Origin of the sequence: Halobacterium sp. KA-4 (assembly GCF_021028995.1) — an archaeon.
Taxonomy (GTDB): Archaea; Halobacteriota; Halobacteria; order Halobacteriales; family Halobacteriaceae; genus Halobacterium.
This window is the reverse complement of the sequence record NZ_JAJJZG010000016.1, coordinates 24,188-41,780: the sequence shown is the minus strand read 5'-3', so window position 1 is coordinate 41,780 and position 17,593 is coordinate 24,188. Positions and strand designations below refer to the sequence as shown.

General features: G+C 59.2%; 12 protein-coding genes. 11 read left to right on the top strand and 1 reads right to left on the bottom strand.

What is annotated here, in order from left to right; all coding sequences use genetic code 11:
- The first annotated feature begins 8 nt into the window (after window positions 1–8).
- Together LPA44_RS14145 and LPA44_RS14140 are read left to right on the top strand one after the other, a co-directional pair.
- Window positions 9–1,907: a hypothetical protein gene (locus LPA44_RS14145; protein ID WP_230890182.1), complete on the top strand. Its 1,899-nt coding sequence runs from the start codon at window positions 9–11 to the stop codon at window positions 1,905–1,907.
- Window positions 1,908–5,898: 3,991 nt separating this feature from the next.
- On the top strand, window positions 5,899–6,357 hold the full coding sequence (locus tag LPA44_RS14140; RefSeq protein ID WP_230890181.1) for an HNH endonuclease: 459 nt from the start codon (window positions 5,899–5,901) through the stop codon (window positions 6,355–6,357).
- A gap of 1 nt (window position 6,358) precedes the next feature.
- On the opposite strand, the gene LPA44_RS14135 is transcribed toward LPA44_RS14140, so the two are convergent.
- Window positions 6,359–7,636, bottom strand: coding sequence for an RNA-guided endonuclease InsQ/TnpB family protein (locus LPA44_RS14135; RefSeq protein ID WP_230890180.1), 1,278 nt, complete (start codon window positions 7,634–7,636; stop codon window positions 6,359–6,361).
- A 160-nt stretch (window positions 7,637–7,796) separates the two neighbouring features.
- Between LPA44_RS14135 and LPA44_RS14130 the strand changes: the two genes are divergently transcribed.
- The 9 genes from LPA44_RS14130 to LPA44_RS14090 all read left to right on the top strand — a co-directional run bounded on the left by LPA44_RS14130 (window position 7,797) and on the right by LPA44_RS14090 (window position 17,439).
- Entirely contained in the window at window positions 7,797–7,940 is a 144-nt protein-coding gene (locus tag LPA44_RS14130; RefSeq protein WP_230890179.1) for a hypothetical protein, read from the top strand.
- Window positions 7,941–8,179: 239 nt separating this feature from the next.
- A complete protein-coding gene (locus LPA44_RS14125) occupies window positions 8,180–8,455 on the top strand; it encodes a hypothetical protein (protein ID WP_230890178.1) in 276 nt (91 codons plus the stop codon).
- Window positions 8,456–8,792: 337 nt separating this feature from the next.
- Window positions 8,793–8,930 carry a hypothetical protein gene (locus tag LPA44_RS14120; RefSeq protein ID WP_230890177.1) on the top strand — a complete coding sequence of 46 codons (138 nt, stop codon included), beginning with the start codon at window positions 8,793–8,795 and terminating at the stop codon, window positions 8,928–8,930.
- Window positions 8,931–8,933: 3 nt separating this feature from the next.
- Entirely contained in the window at window positions 8,934–9,488 is a 555-nt protein-coding gene (locus LPA44_RS14115; protein ID WP_230890176.1) for a hypothetical protein, read from the top strand.
- A gap of 249 nt (window positions 9,489–9,737) precedes the next feature.
- Window positions 9,738–10,700, top strand: coding sequence for an AAA family ATPase (locus LPA44_RS14110; RefSeq protein WP_230890175.1), 963 nt, complete (start codon window positions 9,738–9,740; stop codon window positions 10,698–10,700).
- Between the two features lie 122 nt (window positions 10,701–10,822).
- The gene (locus LPA44_RS14105) at window positions 10,823–13,861 is read left to right on the top strand and encodes a transglutaminase TgpA family protein (protein ID WP_230890174.1); all 3,039 of its coding nucleotides are present in this window, start codon (window positions 10,823–10,825) and stop codon (window positions 13,859–13,861) included.
- Complete coding sequence (locus LPA44_RS14100; protein ID WP_230890173.1) at window positions 13,861–14,490, top strand: DUF7269 family protein; 630 nt, start codon at window positions 13,861–13,863, stop codon at window positions 14,488–14,490. The genes LPA44_RS14105 and LPA44_RS14100 overlap by 1 nt, the downstream gene beginning before the upstream one ends.
- Window positions 14,487–15,815 carry a DUF58 domain-containing protein gene (locus LPA44_RS14095; RefSeq protein ID WP_230890172.1) on the top strand — a complete coding sequence of 443 codons (1,329 nt, stop codon included), beginning with the start codon at window positions 14,487–14,489 and terminating at the stop codon, window positions 15,813–15,815. The genes LPA44_RS14100 and LPA44_RS14095 overlap by 4 nt, the downstream gene beginning before the upstream one ends.
- Window position 15,816: 1 nt before the next feature.
- On the top strand, window positions 15,817–17,439 hold the full coding sequence (locus LPA44_RS14090) for a DUF7519 family protein (protein WP_230890171.1): 1,623 nt from the start codon (window positions 15,817–15,819) through the stop codon (window positions 17,437–17,439).
- The last annotated feature ends 154 nt before the right edge of the window (window positions 17,440–17,593 follow it).

Below are 17,593 nucleotides of genomic sequence, written 5' to 3'. Positions count from 1 at the left end.
CCCGAGCAGTGTACACCGCGACCCGCCAGCCGGATGATCTCGTTGAGGCGACCATTCATACCGGCGCACAGTCACAAGAGTTGCTGCTGGCGGCAGGGGACCGAACACTCAAGGCGAACTATCCACTTATCCGGGCCGCCCAAGAAGAGTTACCCCGACAGATTGGGTTTGAGATCGTAGAAGCAACAAAATTAGGAGCGACACCCGCACTAACGGCGTGTCTGCTCGGCCCGAACACACCGGACGCAGACATCACCTACTCTCAGCCCTCCCGGAATTCAGATCGCTCCCATCCACGAACGGCGCTTCGGCAGTATCTCAGTACACTCATCAACAACGGACTGGCACACGTCATTCGGATTCTCGTCCGGAACGCTGGCTCCGATCGAGAGGTGTCAGTTCGGGCAGCAATCTACGATCCCAACCGCCAGTGGGTGAGCGACAGTGACCATGCCACCGCACTCAATGACGGCACCATCGATCCGGCGACGTATTTCACCGATGACGCAATCACGTCGTCATGGCGGTTGCCGCTTACAGGGACGTGGAATACCGCAGCAGACGCGCCCGTGATCGGTGACGACCGCGAGACCCCGCGGTTGTATCTCGACACCGACAAAATTCGTGCACTCGAGCGCGACGAGGACCACCAGCCGGATATCCGCCGGCGACTCGCACGCAGCCCTGCGGCGTTCGATGCCTTACGAGAACGAACGCCAAGCCAATCCCAACTGCGCGAATACGACGTGCTCGACGTCGATCCCTGGCTCCCCGTCGACGCAGAGACGCTCCCGGTGTTTCTTACTCACGCACCCGCCTACTACGACCGCGACCAATGGCCACCACGCGCTGGCTGGGAGCCGTTCACATACAGTGTCGAGTCTATCCTTCGTGAGGCCCCAGGTACGGTCCCCGGGACGACGAATGACCGAATCGCATCGTCGGTCGACCCAATCGAAACCCTCGACGTTGATGCCGACAACGAACACACGCAGGCTGCGATAACGTGGTTACAGACACGGGGGACGCTCCAAGACCCGCGCTGGTACCCCTCTGCCACGTTCGAACTTGTCCGGGAGAAAGGCGTACAGCCAGTCCTCGTCGTCACCGACGAAACGCTCGGGGCCGGTGATCTCATTGCACTTGTAAGCGCCGCTGCCCGTGAAAAGACGACCGCGTACATCGTTGCCGACACCGACGAAACTGCCGATCGTGTCGCCGCTCTGCTAGCCCACCCATTTCACGACACAACACCAAAGAAAGTACGGCTGTACACAACCTCACAGCCGCTCAAAGCCAATGGCGCAGCTGTGGTGTACCCACGGTCGGCTGCCGCTCCTACGTGGTGGCTAACGCCTGACGGCTCCCTCGAGTTATGGGGCGGTAATGAGCAGCTCGCACACTGGACACAGCCATGGACACCCGAGGCGCTCGTCGCGTCGCTTCCGACCTGTCACCGCGTTAATGACGAGCTTGTCATCTGTGGCGCCAACGGCGACCACAGCACGCAGTTCCAAACGGCAGACGCCCTCGCAGCGTCTTGGGCACCGCTCCAAACGCCCATTGCCCCCGCATTTCTCGCAACCGGGCTGTATTATGGAACCATCTTAACGCCAACAGCCCGCGGATTTCAAGAGTATCACCACCGGCCAGCGTGGGTTACGAACGACGACCCCCGGTATCGATCGCCATCGTTCACTCGAGAAGTCATCGAGCGATTTCTCGATCAGTACACCGTCGCAACAGACGCCGACCCGCTAGAGATTGACCAAGTCTTTCCCCGGCTCTGTACGTGGCTGCGAACGATTGATCCCTACGGGCTCGAGTTCGACCTTGATCGCGACAGGATCGCCTACATGATTGACGACCTTCGCCAGTGGCGGTATCCACCTTACGAGCCGCCGTAACCATCAGCCCCGCCAGCGAGTACACTACTGACGGATGTGTTGCCAGTAGTGTCCGATTTCATCGGCAGTCGAGGCGGATACCCAGACCCTTGAGGCCGGGGAGGAAGCCGACAGTCGATAACGCAATCCCCACTAAGTCAGTGACCCACGGCTGAAGCGCTGTCTCTTACCCACAACTCGTGTCACTAGAATGAACCGTCCCAGTGTCGAGAAAAGATAGAGATCCATGATTCTACGGTTTCACCGGGTATAGGACGGGATTCCTGTTGTGTTCCCAGGGTAGTTTGAACACCCCCGTGGCTGGGAGCCGATCGCCGATCGCGTTTCGTATCCCCGTGTGTCTCTACCAGTTCCAAGTCGCTACCGAGAGCGGTCCAAATGCTGTTCTAGCGCACCCCGGACTTACGGGTAAGAGACAGGGCTGAAGGGGTGTGCTTGTCGGTGGACTCCCGTTCTGCCGACACTGGGGTGTTGGACGCCACTTCAGTAGCGCTCACGGTCATCACCCCCGACTTGAGGGCGTACTGACAGAACCCACCCCAAACGAGCGCCCCACCCTGAGCTGGTCCAATCGTCGTCTCCAAGGTGAATGAACAACCCGTGCTGGACCCACTCAGTAGCGACAGTGTTCGGACCGCACCACCACCAGCAGCACCCCATGCAGCACCAATTTTCCACCGCACCAGCACCACCAGAAACCGCAAGCAGGCAGCAACACAGCAGCAGCAATCCCCGACTAACATAGTAGATGTTGTATGCAAAAATAGCTGTTATGAACATGGAGTGTGGCCACCCACTCAGGAGGGACCCATAGCCCTGCAAACGACTGGCGGCCGCTGCCGGGAGAGACAACGATAGCCGGAAGCGATCACACACCGAACACCAATGAAATGGCGTAGTAGATGCTCAGCGAGCCACACAACCGCACAAATTGACATCTCCCTCCGGCTATAGTGACCAACGAAACTTCTGGGTGAACTGGGATGAAGACTCAGTCGAAGAAAGCCTCTCCACCTTATCTCTGGCACGTGGAGTACCCAAAACTTCTGTGAACTACTAAAGCCGGAGAAATCCTGAGTGCTGGAGATTTCAGGTTTGCAGTTCCACCGAGCATCCAATCAGTGCGAATCTGAGGGGATGCTCGCGGTCTATAGCGAGTGGGAGTGCTGGGAGTGCCAAGCCCCGGGAACTCCTATCCTCGGTCAGATCGGGACTCCCAGGGTTGTTTTTGCCTCACGGAAGTCCCCCAGACTTCACTGGACTCGGAGTTATCCTGGGTGAGACACCACAGCCCTTCGAGAGGGTGTCTCGAACGTTCTGGGTCTCGGAGTCCCGATATTGTGCATTTAGGTGGCGGCGAACCGCCTCGGTGTACGTCATGCTCCGAGTTGCTGCTACGTAAATAGCCGTATCGGCGTCAGCACGTGATTCGTGGAGGAATTGTCGGATTCACGCCCGTCCCCAAAACGCGGAGCGTTTTGGTGTGCGAACGAGACCCAACGCGTGTCGTCAACGCCGTAAACGGCGGGATTCTCTCCTCGAAGACAGATAGGAACCGACCGTTCACCCGACTGGTTCCGATTATTGTTTGATTGCTTGGGACGGGCAGGCCGCCATTGTAGGACTAGGCGGAATCACTCTGTTCCAGCCTGATTCCTACTCTTGAGTATGAGTGCCTGCCACTTCAAAGGATAGATTAGAAATCTAGTACGGGCTATCGAAGCGTGGATTGTGTCCGTGTTGTCGGATTCATCCTGCCTGCGGCTACAGGCCGCAGGTATTCTCCTCGAATCTGTATAACTATCACCTGACGCAATAGCCGGGAGACTAAGCCGTTCAAACCCCGAACAACATACCGAAACAGCGGTGCCAACGTCAATACTGTGGACGAACCCTAACCGACATCCAGCAAGCCTGAGACAATTTGACATCCTCCTCCGCGTAAACGCGGAGGAATCCCGAGCGGTGGGAGTTTCAGGTGTGCAGTCCAATCACCGGACTACCAGCCCTTTCGGGCACGGGTAGGCCCACGGTATCGGACTGGTGGACTGCTGGCCATGCCAAGTGGCCGTTACCCCTATCCTTGACCGTGTATGGCGTCCCGACGTGTTGTTTTTGCCACGGGGACGCCAGCAGGCATCAGCGGACTTGGGGGTATCGTCTGGTTTGCTTTGAACAGTCGGCACGCGCCCACACTCTTCTGGAATGTGGCGTTCACCGGCTGTTCTTTCGGATACTGCCTTGTTACGAGGGCGGACAGGCCGCCTCCGAAGGACGGTTCGGAATCCGCTCCGTTCCGACCGATTCCTACCTATTAGTAGGGTTGCCTGTCACTTAAACGCCAGCATTCTGAAACTCAGAGTGCTGGCGAACGTGGATACTGTCCCAGGTGACGGCGCGTATCCACGGCGTGAACGCCGTGGTATTGCGCCTGTTCAGCGTATAATAATCTCAAGAAGTGTCCACTCTCATCTCTCACCAGATCCTCAAGAATCGACCAAGCTCGCCGATCTACGATGGGTGCCAGTATAAAAACCCCCAAATTCCCCTATCACCGAGTAACGTAACCGAAAGATCGCAGAAACATTCCGAACCACATCAGTACGAGCGTGGATACATCTACCGTGTTGAACTAGTCTTCGGCTGACTGAGAAACCCCTACGCACTCTCTGCACCGCACCACCGAGAACCCCACCCTGAAGCCCATTCACGAGTGAGTACCTGACAATCAGACCTTGCTAACAGTGCCACCGCCAGTCCAGAAACCATCCGAAACCGCGGCTTTTCAGAGCGCTTCAGCCACTGATGGCTGTCCATCTTCAGCGGGCCACTCGTTTCCTTCCCCCTGTTCGTTGGGTCCCTCCTGTCTTTCTCACGCCCCCCGCTACAATCACTACTATGACGACAATCACTATCTTAGTCGGTAACTGGTGCTGCTGTTACCACCCCGTCCGGCGATTTAGCATGTAATTCCCGCTGACAACACAAGGTGGACTGATGTGCTGCTGCCGATGCTGCGGTGGATGGCAGTACCAAAATCCTTATTCGTCGGCGACTGACCGGACTCAACAACTCTCGCCGCGACGTGACGAACGCCAACCCTCGTCCCGTCAATCCGAAGCTCGCCACTGAGAACATCCCCACCACGAGCAAGCCGTGTGACCGGTGCCGCTGGACTCTCTGGATGCAGAGGTTTCGACTGCTATGGTAACGCCGGCGTGGTCTAGGAACGGCAACCGAAGGGGAAGCTGGGGATGCTGCGGTTGGATTTGTTTGTACCCCCCGGGGTTTGGGTGGAGGGCACGTGTTGAGCGTGCCGGTGAAAGAATGTCCAATGAGAACACGAAGAGCGGCGATCGATCCGCCCAGAGCAGTTGTCCCACGCCACAGAGCACCGCGACACCCACGCAGCCGATGACGCCCGGGACTCGCTGTGAGGAAGTCATTGAGTTCACTGATCACTCTGGGACGCGACGTCGCATCCGGTTCGTCCCTCAGTCGAACAACAGCGACGAGTGGCAGCGGATTGAAGAAGTCTGGCGGAACCGGGACTGGCAGCTCGTCGGTCAAGATACCGTCACCGATGTCGACCACTGGTCGCGACCAGTCCAAACGCCCTAATCACCAGACGGAGGTGACGGCCGCGGAGCCTCAATTCATCGCGCAACGTGTGGAAACAGATCCCAGCAAGCAGTCTGATTCGACCCCGAGAACATATGCAACAAGCACATTCACCGAGTAGGCAACCCTGCAAGAACCACTCACACACGAGCCATCAATCCACAGTCCACAGGCGGCGACCGAACAGACGCACGCCACAAAGGGAATCCCGGCGGACACAGCACCATCGCCACAAGAGCACCGAAGAACCGCATCGAGGAGTCCACAGCCGGCGTTGCTTACAGGTTGTCGAACAGCGAGACGCTGGTGTCCCGTCTCAACAGGGCGTCCGTCGGCGAGATTGCAACGGCCAATTCGGGGTGGGTGTCTGATGCGGTCCGAAGAGTTGGAGGAAGCGGTGTTTGACCGCTGGGGGGACGCATGTGTCGTCTGTGGACGACATCCCGAGGAATGGCTCGAAACAAACCTTGGCGAGCGCCGACAGGATAAACTGTCGTTCCATCACGTCAACGGCGACGACACCGACGACCGCGTCGAGAACATCATCCCGCTCTGCCAAAGCTGTCATATTCACATCCATCGCGTCGACAAACCCCCATACCGCATGTGGCACCGCCAACTCCCCAGCGAACACCGCCACGCCTGGAATGAATACCACCACGAATACTACGAAGGGCCACGTCTCACGCGTGAAGAAGCGACCCGGCGATTCAGTGAGGAAGAAGGCACCCCAGAGAGCGTGAAGTACCTCAAACACGAACGCGAGAACTTCGACCCCGACAACTTCACAACCAACGCCACACCCGGAACCAACTACGACCTCAAGTGAACTACCCCTGCCTACTCGTCGCCTTCGGCGACTCCTTGAGGCAGGGGCTTCCTGTTTCGACGACGCGACTTGCAGATACTTCGAGAGCATCCACAGCGGTCGCAGTCTCCGCAGGCGTTGCTTCGGAGTGAACCACTCCTAGTTTATTCCAACCGCGCTGCTGGACGTTGAATGCAGCATTCCAATCCCGGTCGATTTCAAAGCCACACGCCGGACACGAATGCTCTCGCACCCACAACGGCTTCGCCGTCTCCACCCCGCACTCCGCACACTCTTTCGTGGTGCCCCGCGCTTCGACTTCCACTACGTGACAGCCGTGTTTGCGGCCATGATGTTTGAGAATCGTGATGAAGTCACGCCAACCGACCTCGGCCTTGTTCCGCACGTTCTGTCGGGATTCAAGCATCCTCTTCACATTCAGGTCTTCGACGAACACCGCGTCGTACGCGGTCGTATACGCGTGAGCGAGCTTGTGCTTGTAATCACGCTTCTTGTTCGACATGTCCGCGTGGACTTCGGCGACGCGCTGGCGCTGCTTCTCCCAGTTGTTCGACTTGTACTCTTTCCGGGAGAGCGAGCGTTGCTCGCGTTCCAAGCACTCGCGCTCGTCGGACAGGTCGAGACGGTTGACCGAGCGGCCGTCTGAGTCGTGGATGAAGTTCACTATGCCGAGGTCGAGACCCACAGTGTCATCCGGGTCGATGTTCTCAGGGTCTGGTTTGTCTGGTGTGTCGGTTTTGATGCAGAAACTGGCGTACCACGCGCCCGTGGGTTCTTTCTTGACCGTGACCTCTTTGATAGTGTCGTGGTCGGGGAGGTCCCGGTGAAACCGAACTGGAATGTCGATGGTTTCGCCATGGACTTTCTTGAGTTGGAGAATTGCTCGGTCTTTCGGGCCACTCTTCTTGTCGAGTTCGAAGCCCGATTGCCGGTACGTGAAACTCCTGAACTCACGCGGTGCCTTCCAGTTCAACGACCCCACGTTGTACCCCTTGGCTTTGAGCTTCCCGAGGTTTTGGATATTATCGCGGATTCGTTCGACGGCTTTCTGCAGGACGGTTGACCAGACTTGTTTGAGGCTGGTCCACCAGTCTTTGAGGGCGGGGAGTTGGTCGCGGACTTGCCAGACGCGTTGTCTGAGCGTGCCAGCGTCTTCAGGGATTTTGTTGAATTCGTGGAGGGCGTGGTTGTAGGTTTGTCGCACGATGTCGCGAGTCCAGTCGAGGCTCTCCCGTTGGTCGGTCGTCGGAAGGAGCCGGTATCGTGGACTGTACTTCATGCGACGTGGGTATATGTAGCGTGCGTGGATTGTTGAGTGTTCTGATACGGGTTTTTGGCACTCGTGCGAGCGCTGTATCCCCGCCCTACTCGCTCACTTCGTTCGCTCGTTGAGGACGGGGGCTTAGCGCCCTCACCACAACGCTAAAAGTCCTTTCGTCATGCGCCCGAACATCGACATCACACACACGCTCGGCGGTCGAGTCAAAGACTACGCAGAAGCAAACGATTTGACGCTCTCGGAAGCCTATGCAGAGGTGTTAGAAGCCGGACTTGACACGGTGGAGACCCAAGACCAGCAGTAACACGGCAGTTCCTCACCAGAGCTGACGCGATTCATTCCCGCCCTGCTCAGTCCTCGATTCCAACAGAGCGTCGGAACGCTCGTCCTTCGCGGGAAGGGCGGGATTCTCTCGCTGTATCAAGATAGTTCGTAGTCAAGGTCACAAGCAGTCCACTGCCTGCCGGGATTCTGAATGAGCGATTCCGCCTCGAATTAGGGACACCACGCTTATTTGTGTGTAGGACCTACACATAAGGTGTGATGGCGGAGGAAAAAACGCGCGTCGACTTTAACGCGCCACGGTCGCTCGTCGAGCGTGCTGATCGGGCTGCCGACCTCCTCGATGTCTCCCGCACGCAGCTGCTCATCGACGCCCTACAGGACGAACTCGCGGAGCTGACGGACAACGACGAGTTTCGCGCTCGCCTCAAGCAAGCCTACTACGACGGCCGAGCGGACTACCAGACGATCGAGGATCTCCTCGGGACGGAAGCGGCGATGCGGGTAACCGACCCCACCCTAGTTCGCTCGGTCTAGTGACCTCGCTCGTTGAGGGAGGGGCTTTGATGTGGGACTCGCCGTCAGTTGTCGCCGGGGAGGAAGGGTGTTCCTCGCCCGTACCGAACGACCTTCAGGGTCGACGTCTCCACCATTTGGGGCCGGGCTACTGCGGCCGGTGATACCGGCGACGTGTGCGACGGTATCACTGGTTGCTGATTGGGTAGGCCCGTGAAAAAGCGTTTCGAGAGCGAGTTAGTCACCGTCACTCGGCGTTGTTTGTTTCCTCCCGTGTCGGCTTCCTGTCCGGCCTACTCACGTCGTCCTTCCGACTCAGTGTCGGAACCACTCGTTCCTTGAGGCCGGAGGCTCCGCCTTGAAACTGCTGAAACTCCTCCGCGACTCCATTGATCGCACGCCGCCCGGGCCCGTCCTCGACAACGAACTTCCCAGTGACGACGAGTTCTACGAAGAGAAGGTCGAGACGTGGTCGGTCAGCGACGAGTCGGCGTAACAGATGGCGGGCCAATCGACGATTGTCATTGATGCGAATTCGTTGCTGAATCTTGTGACAGTCCGTGTCGACGCCAGCGACCGCGCGCCAACGGGAGCAGATCCACTCAAAGCACTCCTCGCGACGTATGAGGTCCACGTTCCGGACGTGGTGATGGGAGCGATTGGGGAGGCTGCTGTGGGCGACGACCTCCTTGCTAGGGCCGCCGACCTCGTGCTCCAGGCAGCCCACCACCTGACGACGCATAATGTCGAAGCGGCACTCGAAGCGCCGCTAACCTATGGACTTGACACAGGCGAATCACACGCGATCTGGCTCGCAAACGATCTCCAAGCCGCGATGGTTCTCACCGACGAATTCAACACCACGAATTATCTCCTCGTCTCGCTCGCCCTCGATGACCGAAACACGCTCTTCACTACGCCGCATGTCCTCTGTTCGCTCGCACGTGCTGGAATTCTCTCGACGGCATACGTCGATGCCGTGCTCACGTACTTTGTTGAGACGAAACACTGGGACAGAGCCTATATCGAGCGGCTCCGAAGCGAATACCTCTGAGTCTCCTCCCAGTGTACGCCAGTCAAAGGAATTGTGGCACAAGGCGGCTGCCACGAGGCTTGACCCCGAGGCCGTTGGCTCTCGCCCTGCTCAGTCCTCGATTCCGACAGAGCGCCGGAACGTTCGTCCTTCGCGGGAAGGGCGGGATTCTCTCGCTGTTTCAAGATAGGAATACCATGTCGTTCTGCCAGAGTGTGGGGTTTGGGGTGGAGCGGTAGTTATTTGCTATCGGGATTGTCCTGTCATCGTATGGACTCGTCGACAGCGCGTGATCGTGTGGGGGATGTGCTTGATGCGGTGCAAGCGGCAGTGATTGCGGACGATGCATTCCTTGAAAGCGTCGTGACAGCGCTGCTCGCGGATGGCCACGTACTCCTTGAAGACGTGCCTGGTACTGGGAAGACGCTGACTGCCCAGAGTTTTGCGACGGCTCTGGGGCTGGAGTTCTCGCGGATTCAGTTTACGCCGGATTTGTTGCCGGCGGATATCACGGGGTCGAATATCTATAATGAGGTCGAAGAAACATTCGAGTTCCAGCCCGGTCCCGTGTTCGCGAACGTGGTTCTGGCTGACGAGATTAATCGCGCCCCGCCGAAGACGCAGGCGGCACTGCTTGAGGCGATGGGGGAAGGGCAAGTCAGCGTGAATGGAACGACACACGAGTTGCCGAGTCCGTTTTTCGTGATTGCGACACAGAATCCAGTCGAACAGGAGGGAACGTTTGGGCTGCCGGAGGCCCAGCGGGATCGGTTTATGGTGAAAACCAGTATGGGGTATCCTGGGCTGGAAGGGGAATTAGAGTTGATTGATCGGCGGGCGAATCGGTTCGAACACGTCCCCAGCGTCACGCCAGTTCTGGATGGTGTGGAAACGGTTGCTGACCTGCAACATGTGCCAGAGACGGTTGATGTCGAAACACGGCTTCGTGAGTACCTCGTTCGGGTTGGCCGTCAAACCCGTGACGACGACCGCGTCGACGTCGGTGTGAGTCCGCGCGGCATTCAGAAGCTATTCGAGGCGTCCCGTGCTCACGCGGCAGTTGCAGGCCGTGACTATGTGGTTCCAGACGATATTAAGACGATGGCCATCCCCGCCCTCCAGCATCGGCTTGTCTTGACTGCGGAAGCGAGCGCGAAAGGCGTCGAGCGTGCGGTGATCATCGAGGACGTGCTTGACCGGCTTGCTGTGCCGGGCGTCACGACCGAGGATTGATCCCACACAGCTCGTGTCCCGAGAAAGTACGGGTGACCTGGCAACATTTTTAATGGTTGGCGGAGCATGTCATGCTATCCGGATGCTTGGAGGCCGGCAGTGAGGGCGCTTACCCAGAACGAATGAGTGACAAACAGACGAAGCTCGTTGAAACCGGCCGGTCACGGCAGTGGGGGAATGCCGCGCTCACGCTCCTCATCATTATTGCAGTTGTCCTAGCAACTGGCCTAACGCCCGCGCTGGGGTCACTCGCAAGTGAAACACCCGCCAGTTCCGTTGTCCCAGTCCCTACCGGCAGCGGTTCCGGGCCACCCCCAGCCGGTGCGTCCAGCGGTGGATCTGGGAGTCAAGGTACAGCAGCGACTGGATCCGGCGCCGCAACAGCCGGGGGTGGACAGCTTGGCGCGCTCTCCCCCGGCCAACAGACGGGTGTTGGTGGCAGCCTCTCATCGGGGAACAAGTCAGCGTTCCAGTCACGGAACGATGACGTGCATTTTGTCGTGACTGCTGATCGGCCGGCGTACTGGCGGACGAACGCGTACGACCGATACACTGGCAGCGGCTGGCAACAGACTGGGACGGCAAGCGCGTATTCGCCGCCAATTCAGGCGGCGCGAAGCGGGTCACAGCTCACCTACGACGTCCGCTTCCAGAAGGCCGCGACAGCACTCCCGACAGCATGGAGGCCACACCGCGTTCGCAGCGGTGCAGACCTTCAGGTGACGCCCACACAGGCAGTGCATGCCGCCAAGACACTCCCCGCGGGTACACGGTATACTGCGAGTAGTTATCGGCCACCGCGAGATCCCACAGTGCTGAAAGCAACGAGTGGGACTGATCCGGCCGCGTTAGCCGAGCAGTACACGCAGTTGCCGCCGGACGAACGCGCTGCACTCACCCCCGCTGTCGCAACCATTACAGAGGGGGCGACGTCTCGGTACGCGACTGCAAAGCGAATCGAGGCCTGGCTGGAGACGACCAAGAACTACTCACTTTCAGTTCCAGACCCGCCCACTGACGGCGTTGCCAGCCAGTTCGTCCAAGATATGGAGGCGGGGTACTGTGAGTACTTCGCGACGAGCATGACCGCGATGCTGCGCGCACAAGACATCCCCGCGCGCTACGTGGTTGGGTATGCACCCGGCGAACAGTCGGGCCAGAATCAGTACACGGTTCGCGCGCTCCACGCCCACGCGTGGGTTGAAGTGTACTTCGCCGACGTTGGATGGGTGCGGTTCGACCCGACACCCGCCAGCGAGCGCCACGCCCAAGAAGCACAAGCAATCGGAACCGATAGTGATGCGAGTTCCACAAGCGAGTACACCCCCGCTAGTCTCGCTGGGTCGCCGGGTGAGCCACCAGCGAGCAGTACCCAACAGGCAGAAAACGGCAACCAGCCCGGTAACAGCCCAGGTGGAGACAGCCAGTCCCCACCAGCGCCAACAGGCACAGCACCGGGTCAAACAGGCTCATCCAGTAGTGGCCAGAGCGGGTCAAGTAGTGGCGGTAGTGATCCCACGTCGTCGGGTTCGTCCAGCGATGAGCCGGACCAATCCGAGTCAGGGACACAAGAGAACTCGGAGAGCGGTGAGGAAAGCATCCCGTTGAATGTGACGCTGAATCGTGAGCCGGTTCCGGGAGTGACAGTGGTTGTCACGGTTACACAGCAGGAAACCACCGTTGAGGGCGCACGCGTTTCGTTTAACGGCGATCAGATTGGCGTGACTAACACGACCGGGAGCGTAGCTGGCGCAGTACCATACGCCACCACGCTGAATATCTCCGTCACAGCGCCAACCGGTCCGTCTACGGCGCGGAATCCATCGCACGTAGCGACGACGCCAGCACCGCTCACAGGAAAGCAGAGCTATCGGCCGCCCAACGTCCGGACCACCAATCGCATTACTCGAGACGGCAATCGAAACCCCACGACAACCACTAGTCAGACGCACGCTGAGATACGTGATCCTGGAAACAACACAACCAAACGGTATACGCTAGCTACGAATGCTTCTGTCTCGATTCTCGGACAGCCGGTAACCGGAAATCATGTGCGAGTCGTGGCTGCCGTCGATGATGTCCCGCTCCGAAATGCGTCAGTCAGCCTCGATGGCGACCACACTGCCAGCACCAACAATTCTGGCATGGCGACACTCACACTGCCAGCGGACCCCGGGAACACAACACTACACGTCGAGCGCGGCCAAGTCACCGGAAATACATCGATTCGACTGCCCAAGCTCACCGCAGAAGCAACCCCAGCGGCACCGCTCGCGCTCCCATTCACTCGCGTCGACGTCTCGGTCACACTAAATGACTCTGTGGTTGCCGGTGCTCCAGTCCACCTCAACGGCAATCAGGTCGGCACAACGGGCCCAGATGGCACGCTCACAACACGCCTCCCCTTTGCTGAGACTGCCGCCCTCCAAGTCCGCAAGTTCGAGCAAACCGCAACCACGAACGTACAGGGAATCTATCAAAATATCGCGATTGCCGCCGGCGGGCTCGTGGTGCTGCTCGGTGCACTCGGATACACCAAACGACGATCCGCCGTTAGTGCCCGCACCCTCGTGACACGGCTACTCGGTATCCTCATCGCATCTGTTCGATGGCTCAGTAACGCGCTCGTGTACGTTGCCACCACAACAGCCGCATGGATCGCCCGCAGCAGCAAGACGCTCCACGCAGCAATCCTCGCGATTCTAGCAACACTTCGCGGACAACTCTCTCCGACAGCACTCGCCACACGACTCACCACGTGGCTGCACACCCTTCGGCAACGAATCACCACCCGGACAACGGCGATGGCAGCCAATATTACAGACCACGCCCAATCCATCCAGCGCGGCGACGAGGCTAAGACACAATCCGACTATCGGACCTTCCGTGAAGCCTGGGACACGCTGCTCACCCACGTGTCCGTCCGTCGGCCCAACAGATACACACCTGGCGAACTCGCGGCACACGCAGTCACCAGAGACGACCTCCCACGTGAGGCGGTTGCCACACTGCGCAACGAGTTCCGCGCTATCGAATACGGGCATCGCGAGCCATCAGCCCGACTCGAACGCGTTGAGACAGCGAGCCAAGCGATCGAAGCGGCCGCCCACGCAGAGACGGACACAACTGACGATACTTCGAAATCCGGAGGCGAGGAGTGATGCGCAGCCGCACACTCGTCAGCGGTGGCCTCGGCGTGCTTGCACTCGGATTCGGATTCATCTACACATTCGAACCAGACGCCGCCACACACCTCCCCGGACTCCCCCTCGTCGAAACCACACTCCAGGACGCTGACCCAAACCTCCTGCTCACGGGCGTTGGTGGCGCACTCATACTGTACGCCCTCCTCGGTGCGTGGGCCGGCGGCACAACCCCAACGAGAAACCCGGCTAGCACCTCTCGCTATGCTAACGCCCAAGAACTGCCGCCGGAACGCGTCATCGACGACGATCGAACATCAGTCAACGACATCGTTGACACTGAGCTTGACGCGACCGAGCTCACCGAAGCCGAAGCCACAGCAGCACGCCACCTACTACGGGACACAACCCAGGCGATGGTCGCGACAACATCCGAAACCCCCGAGGACGTGCTTGCGGAGGGGGCATGGACGGATACGCACCTTGCAGCAGCATTCCTCTCGGACGTCGATGATGTCGAACAGACAGTCTGGAGCCGGCTCCGACTCTGGTTAGATCCAGAACGCGAGCGCGCTCGGCGTGTCCGTGTAACGGCGCGCGAAGTTGAAGCATTCGCCGCGGACCTTGCACAGGAGGACGCACAATGACAGCAGACGTTACTCGGACGCGGCGCTGGCAGACAACCGGTGTTGCCGCCCTCCTACTCGTCGCGGTCGGCTTCCTCTATGCTAGTCCAGTTGTCGTCGCTGCCGCCGTGATTCCAGTTGCATTTGCCGCCTACGACGCCCTCTCGGTGGTTCCTGCCAGCGCTAAACTCCACGCTGAACGAGACATTGGCATGACAGCCGCCAGTCCCGGGGACCGCGTCCCCGTCACACTCACCGTCACGAATACCGGTGAGGCGACGATCCCAGATCTGCGCGTAATTGACGGCGTCCCAGACGATCTTGCAGTTACCGCCGGAACACCACGCCTGGCCACCCCACTGCGACCCGGAACCACTGCAACAACAACGTATGAAGTTGTCGCCAAACGCGGCACCCACGAATTTGCGGCTCCCATCGCCCGTGGCCGTTCGTTCGCCGGCAGCGATCAAGCGACAACCACCCTAGATCCAGTCGGCGACACCAGCTTCGAAGGACTTCGCGCAATCGACACTCCACCAACCAAGACGCCCATCCATCGAGCAGGCACCCAACCAACCGACCAAGGCGGCCCAGGGCTTGAATTCCACCGCACCCGCGAATATCAACCCGGCGACCCATTAAACCGCTTGAATTGGCGCCAATACGCCAAAACAGGCGACCTCTCAACAGTTGAATTCCGAGAAGAACACGCCACCCGCACGGCCCTCATCGTCGACGCCCGCAAACAAACACGAGTAAGTCCGGCACCAGGCCATCCAACCGCAACAGAACTCAACGCCTACGTCAGTGCGCGCCTGCATGATACCCTCGAGACAGCTGATGTCGACACCATTCTTACGGCGGTCGGCCTGCCCGCAGGCACAGACCTTACCGTCGGCCCAAATGATCTGCCGTGGGTCACGACGGAGACGCCGACCGACGCCACGGAACTCCTTGACGCCGTTGAGGAAACCGCGACCCAGGGCCCGAAGCACCGATCGATACCCCCGAAACCACCCCGTGATGCTGTCTTCGACATCTCAATGCCAGACTCCGGAGATGCGATCCGGCAACGCCTCCCACCGCGCGCCGAGGTCGTTATTATCACCCCCTTGCTCGACGATTGGCCGCTTGAACTTGCAGGAGGACTGCAGCCATACAACTATCCGGTGACGGTCGTCAGTCCCGATGTTACGGACCGCACCACCAGTGCTGGCAACATCGTTGCGCTGCACCGCGACCTCAGGCTCTCCCGGCTTACCGACGCCGGATTTTCAGTCGTTGACTGGCACCCCGAAACACCAATCAACACGGCACTTGCCCGCTCGCTCGCCCATCTCCACTAACATGGCCTCACAGACCCACTCAGCGGCTGTCGACGAGTCGACATGGCGACCAACGAGACAGGGAACGCTCGTCAGCGTCGGTGTCACAATCATGTTGACGACGCTGATCGCAGCCTCACTCGGCTTACTCATCCCGCTTGCGACTGCTTGGGTAGCCGCACTCACGTTTGCCGGTGGGCTGTGGCTAGCCACACAATCATCGTGGCGCGTCCTCGCCCAGTACCTTGCCGGGCTGCTGGTCGCACCACTCGGACTGGCAGCGGCAGGCGGCCTCACGTATGCCGCACTATCGCTCTCAAGCACCCGCTTCCCCCAACCGACAGCCGCGCAAGGCGCAACAGCAATCCTCTCCGTCAGCGCACAACTCATCGTCGTTGCAAGCCTGATGCTCGCCGTATTTGGTGCCTGCGTCGCCATCGCTGACCTGGTCACGCAGACCTCACTTCACGCACTCGTACATGTCACCTACCGCACGCTCATCATCCCAGTACTCGCCGCCACCACCCTCGCAACAACTGCCATCCTCGGCACGGCCACTCTAAGCCAACAGCAAACACTTGCGACTTTGGTCCATGATGGGGTTGCCGTCGTGACAACGTATTTCCTCTCGCCTGCGGCGACTGCGCCGAATCTGTCCTCAATCGCCCTCCTCCTCTTCACGACGACAGCCACCCTAGCGCTGGCACTCCGGGCCCTTCCAGTACTCGAGGTCGTCGGCACGGCACACGAGGAGACATTTCAGACAATCCAAACACGGCTTCGCAAACTCACCTCGGTTTTCGTTCTGCTGATCATCGCCGGCGTGTTGACCGACGCTCTTCTCCGGCAACAACAATTCCGAGCAGAAGTTAGCGATCCACTCTACCAATCCCTTATCACCGCAACCCAAGTCGAGCCACTCCGCATAGTACTCGCGGTCAGTATCAGCGTGACTCTCGGTTTGCTCGCCATCAGTTATGTGCTCAAACGGATTGCACAGGCATCAGCGGCAGTTCCGTTCGAACGATATAGCGCGCTGCTCAGCGGTGCCACACTCACCGCTGCCGCACTCGTCGTCGCCACTCCGCTCGTCGAAACCACCCAGGCATTCATCATCACGACGCTCCCGACAACGATGGCGCCATCCTACCAGCGGCTTTCGGAAGGCATCATCGCATTCTACGGGCCGCCCACTATCACGCTCGTCGCGCTGACGGCAACTCTCATCAGTGCCGCAGGTATCATCGCTGGCTTCCGGATTAGCATGTGGGTCCGGCTCCTCCCGTCAAAAACCGTCGGCCCTGTATTAGCTAGTGTGGGCGTTTTCGTCGCGTCGGCCTTTGGCGGCGTTGAATCACTCCCCGGTTGGTTGTTGTTCGCTGGAATCGTCGGTAGTTTCGTCGCCTGGGATAGTGGTCACTTTGCATGGCAACTCGGCCACGAAATTGGGCGGCACACACCCACGCGAAACATCGAAGCCGTCCACCTCGCTGCCACCCTTACCATCGGCGGTGCCGCCAGCGCCATCGCACTCATCGCCCTCAACTACGCCACAACACTCTCGTTCATCGACCCAACCACCATTCCAGCCGCCCTCGTTGGAGCTGCCGCCGCTATCTTCCTGCTCGTCTTCGCGCTCAAGTAGACGTCTCAGGTTCAACACAGCCAAATTGCTCCTCGGTTGTCTCCGCTGCTGGAACACTACACTGGCTGCAAGTTAGTCAGCCGGAGTCTGTTGAGAGCACGAATTCAGGAATATTTGAGGTGAGAAAGCTCATCCATCAGCTCATAGCTAGCCA

Bases quoted from the DNA above. Each gene is read 5' to 3' on its own strand.
- LPA44_RS14140 (WP_230890181.1), top strand. From the start codon at position 5,899: ATGCGGTCCGAAGAGTTGGAGGAAGCGGTGTTTGACCGCTGGGGGGAC.
- LPA44_RS14135 (WP_230890180.1), bottom strand. From the start codon at position 7,636: ATGAAGTACAGTCCACGATACCGGCTCCTTCCGACGACCGACCAACGG.
- LPA44_RS14130 (WP_230890179.1), top strand. From the start codon at position 7,797: ATGCGCCCGAACATCGACATCACACACACGCTCGGCGGTCGAGTCAAA.
- LPA44_RS14125 (WP_230890178.1), top strand. From the start codon at position 8,180: ATGGCGGAGGAAAAAACGCGCGTCGACTTTAACGCGCCACGGTCGCTC.
- LPA44_RS14115 (WP_230890176.1), top strand. From the start codon at position 8,934: ATGGCGGGCCAATCGACGATTGTCATTGATGCGAATTCGTTGCTGAAT.
- LPA44_RS14110 (WP_230890175.1), top strand. From the start codon at position 9,738: ATGGACTCGTCGACAGCGCGTGATCGTGTGGGGGATGTGCTTGATGCG.
- LPA44_RS14105 (WP_230890174.1), top strand. From the start codon at position 10,823: ATGAGTGACAAACAGACGAAGCTCGTTGAAACCGGCCGGTCACGGCAG.
- LPA44_RS14100 (WP_230890173.1), top strand. From the start codon at position 13,861: ATGCGCAGCCGCACACTCGTCAGCGGTGGCCTCGGCGTGCTTGCACTC.
- LPA44_RS14095 (WP_230890172.1), top strand. From the start codon at position 14,487: ATGACAGCAGACGTTACTCGGACGCGGCGCTGGCAGACAACCGGTGTT.
- LPA44_RS14090 (WP_230890171.1), top strand. From the start codon at position 15,817: ATGGCCTCACAGACCCACTCAGCGGCTGTCGACGAGTCGACATGGCGA.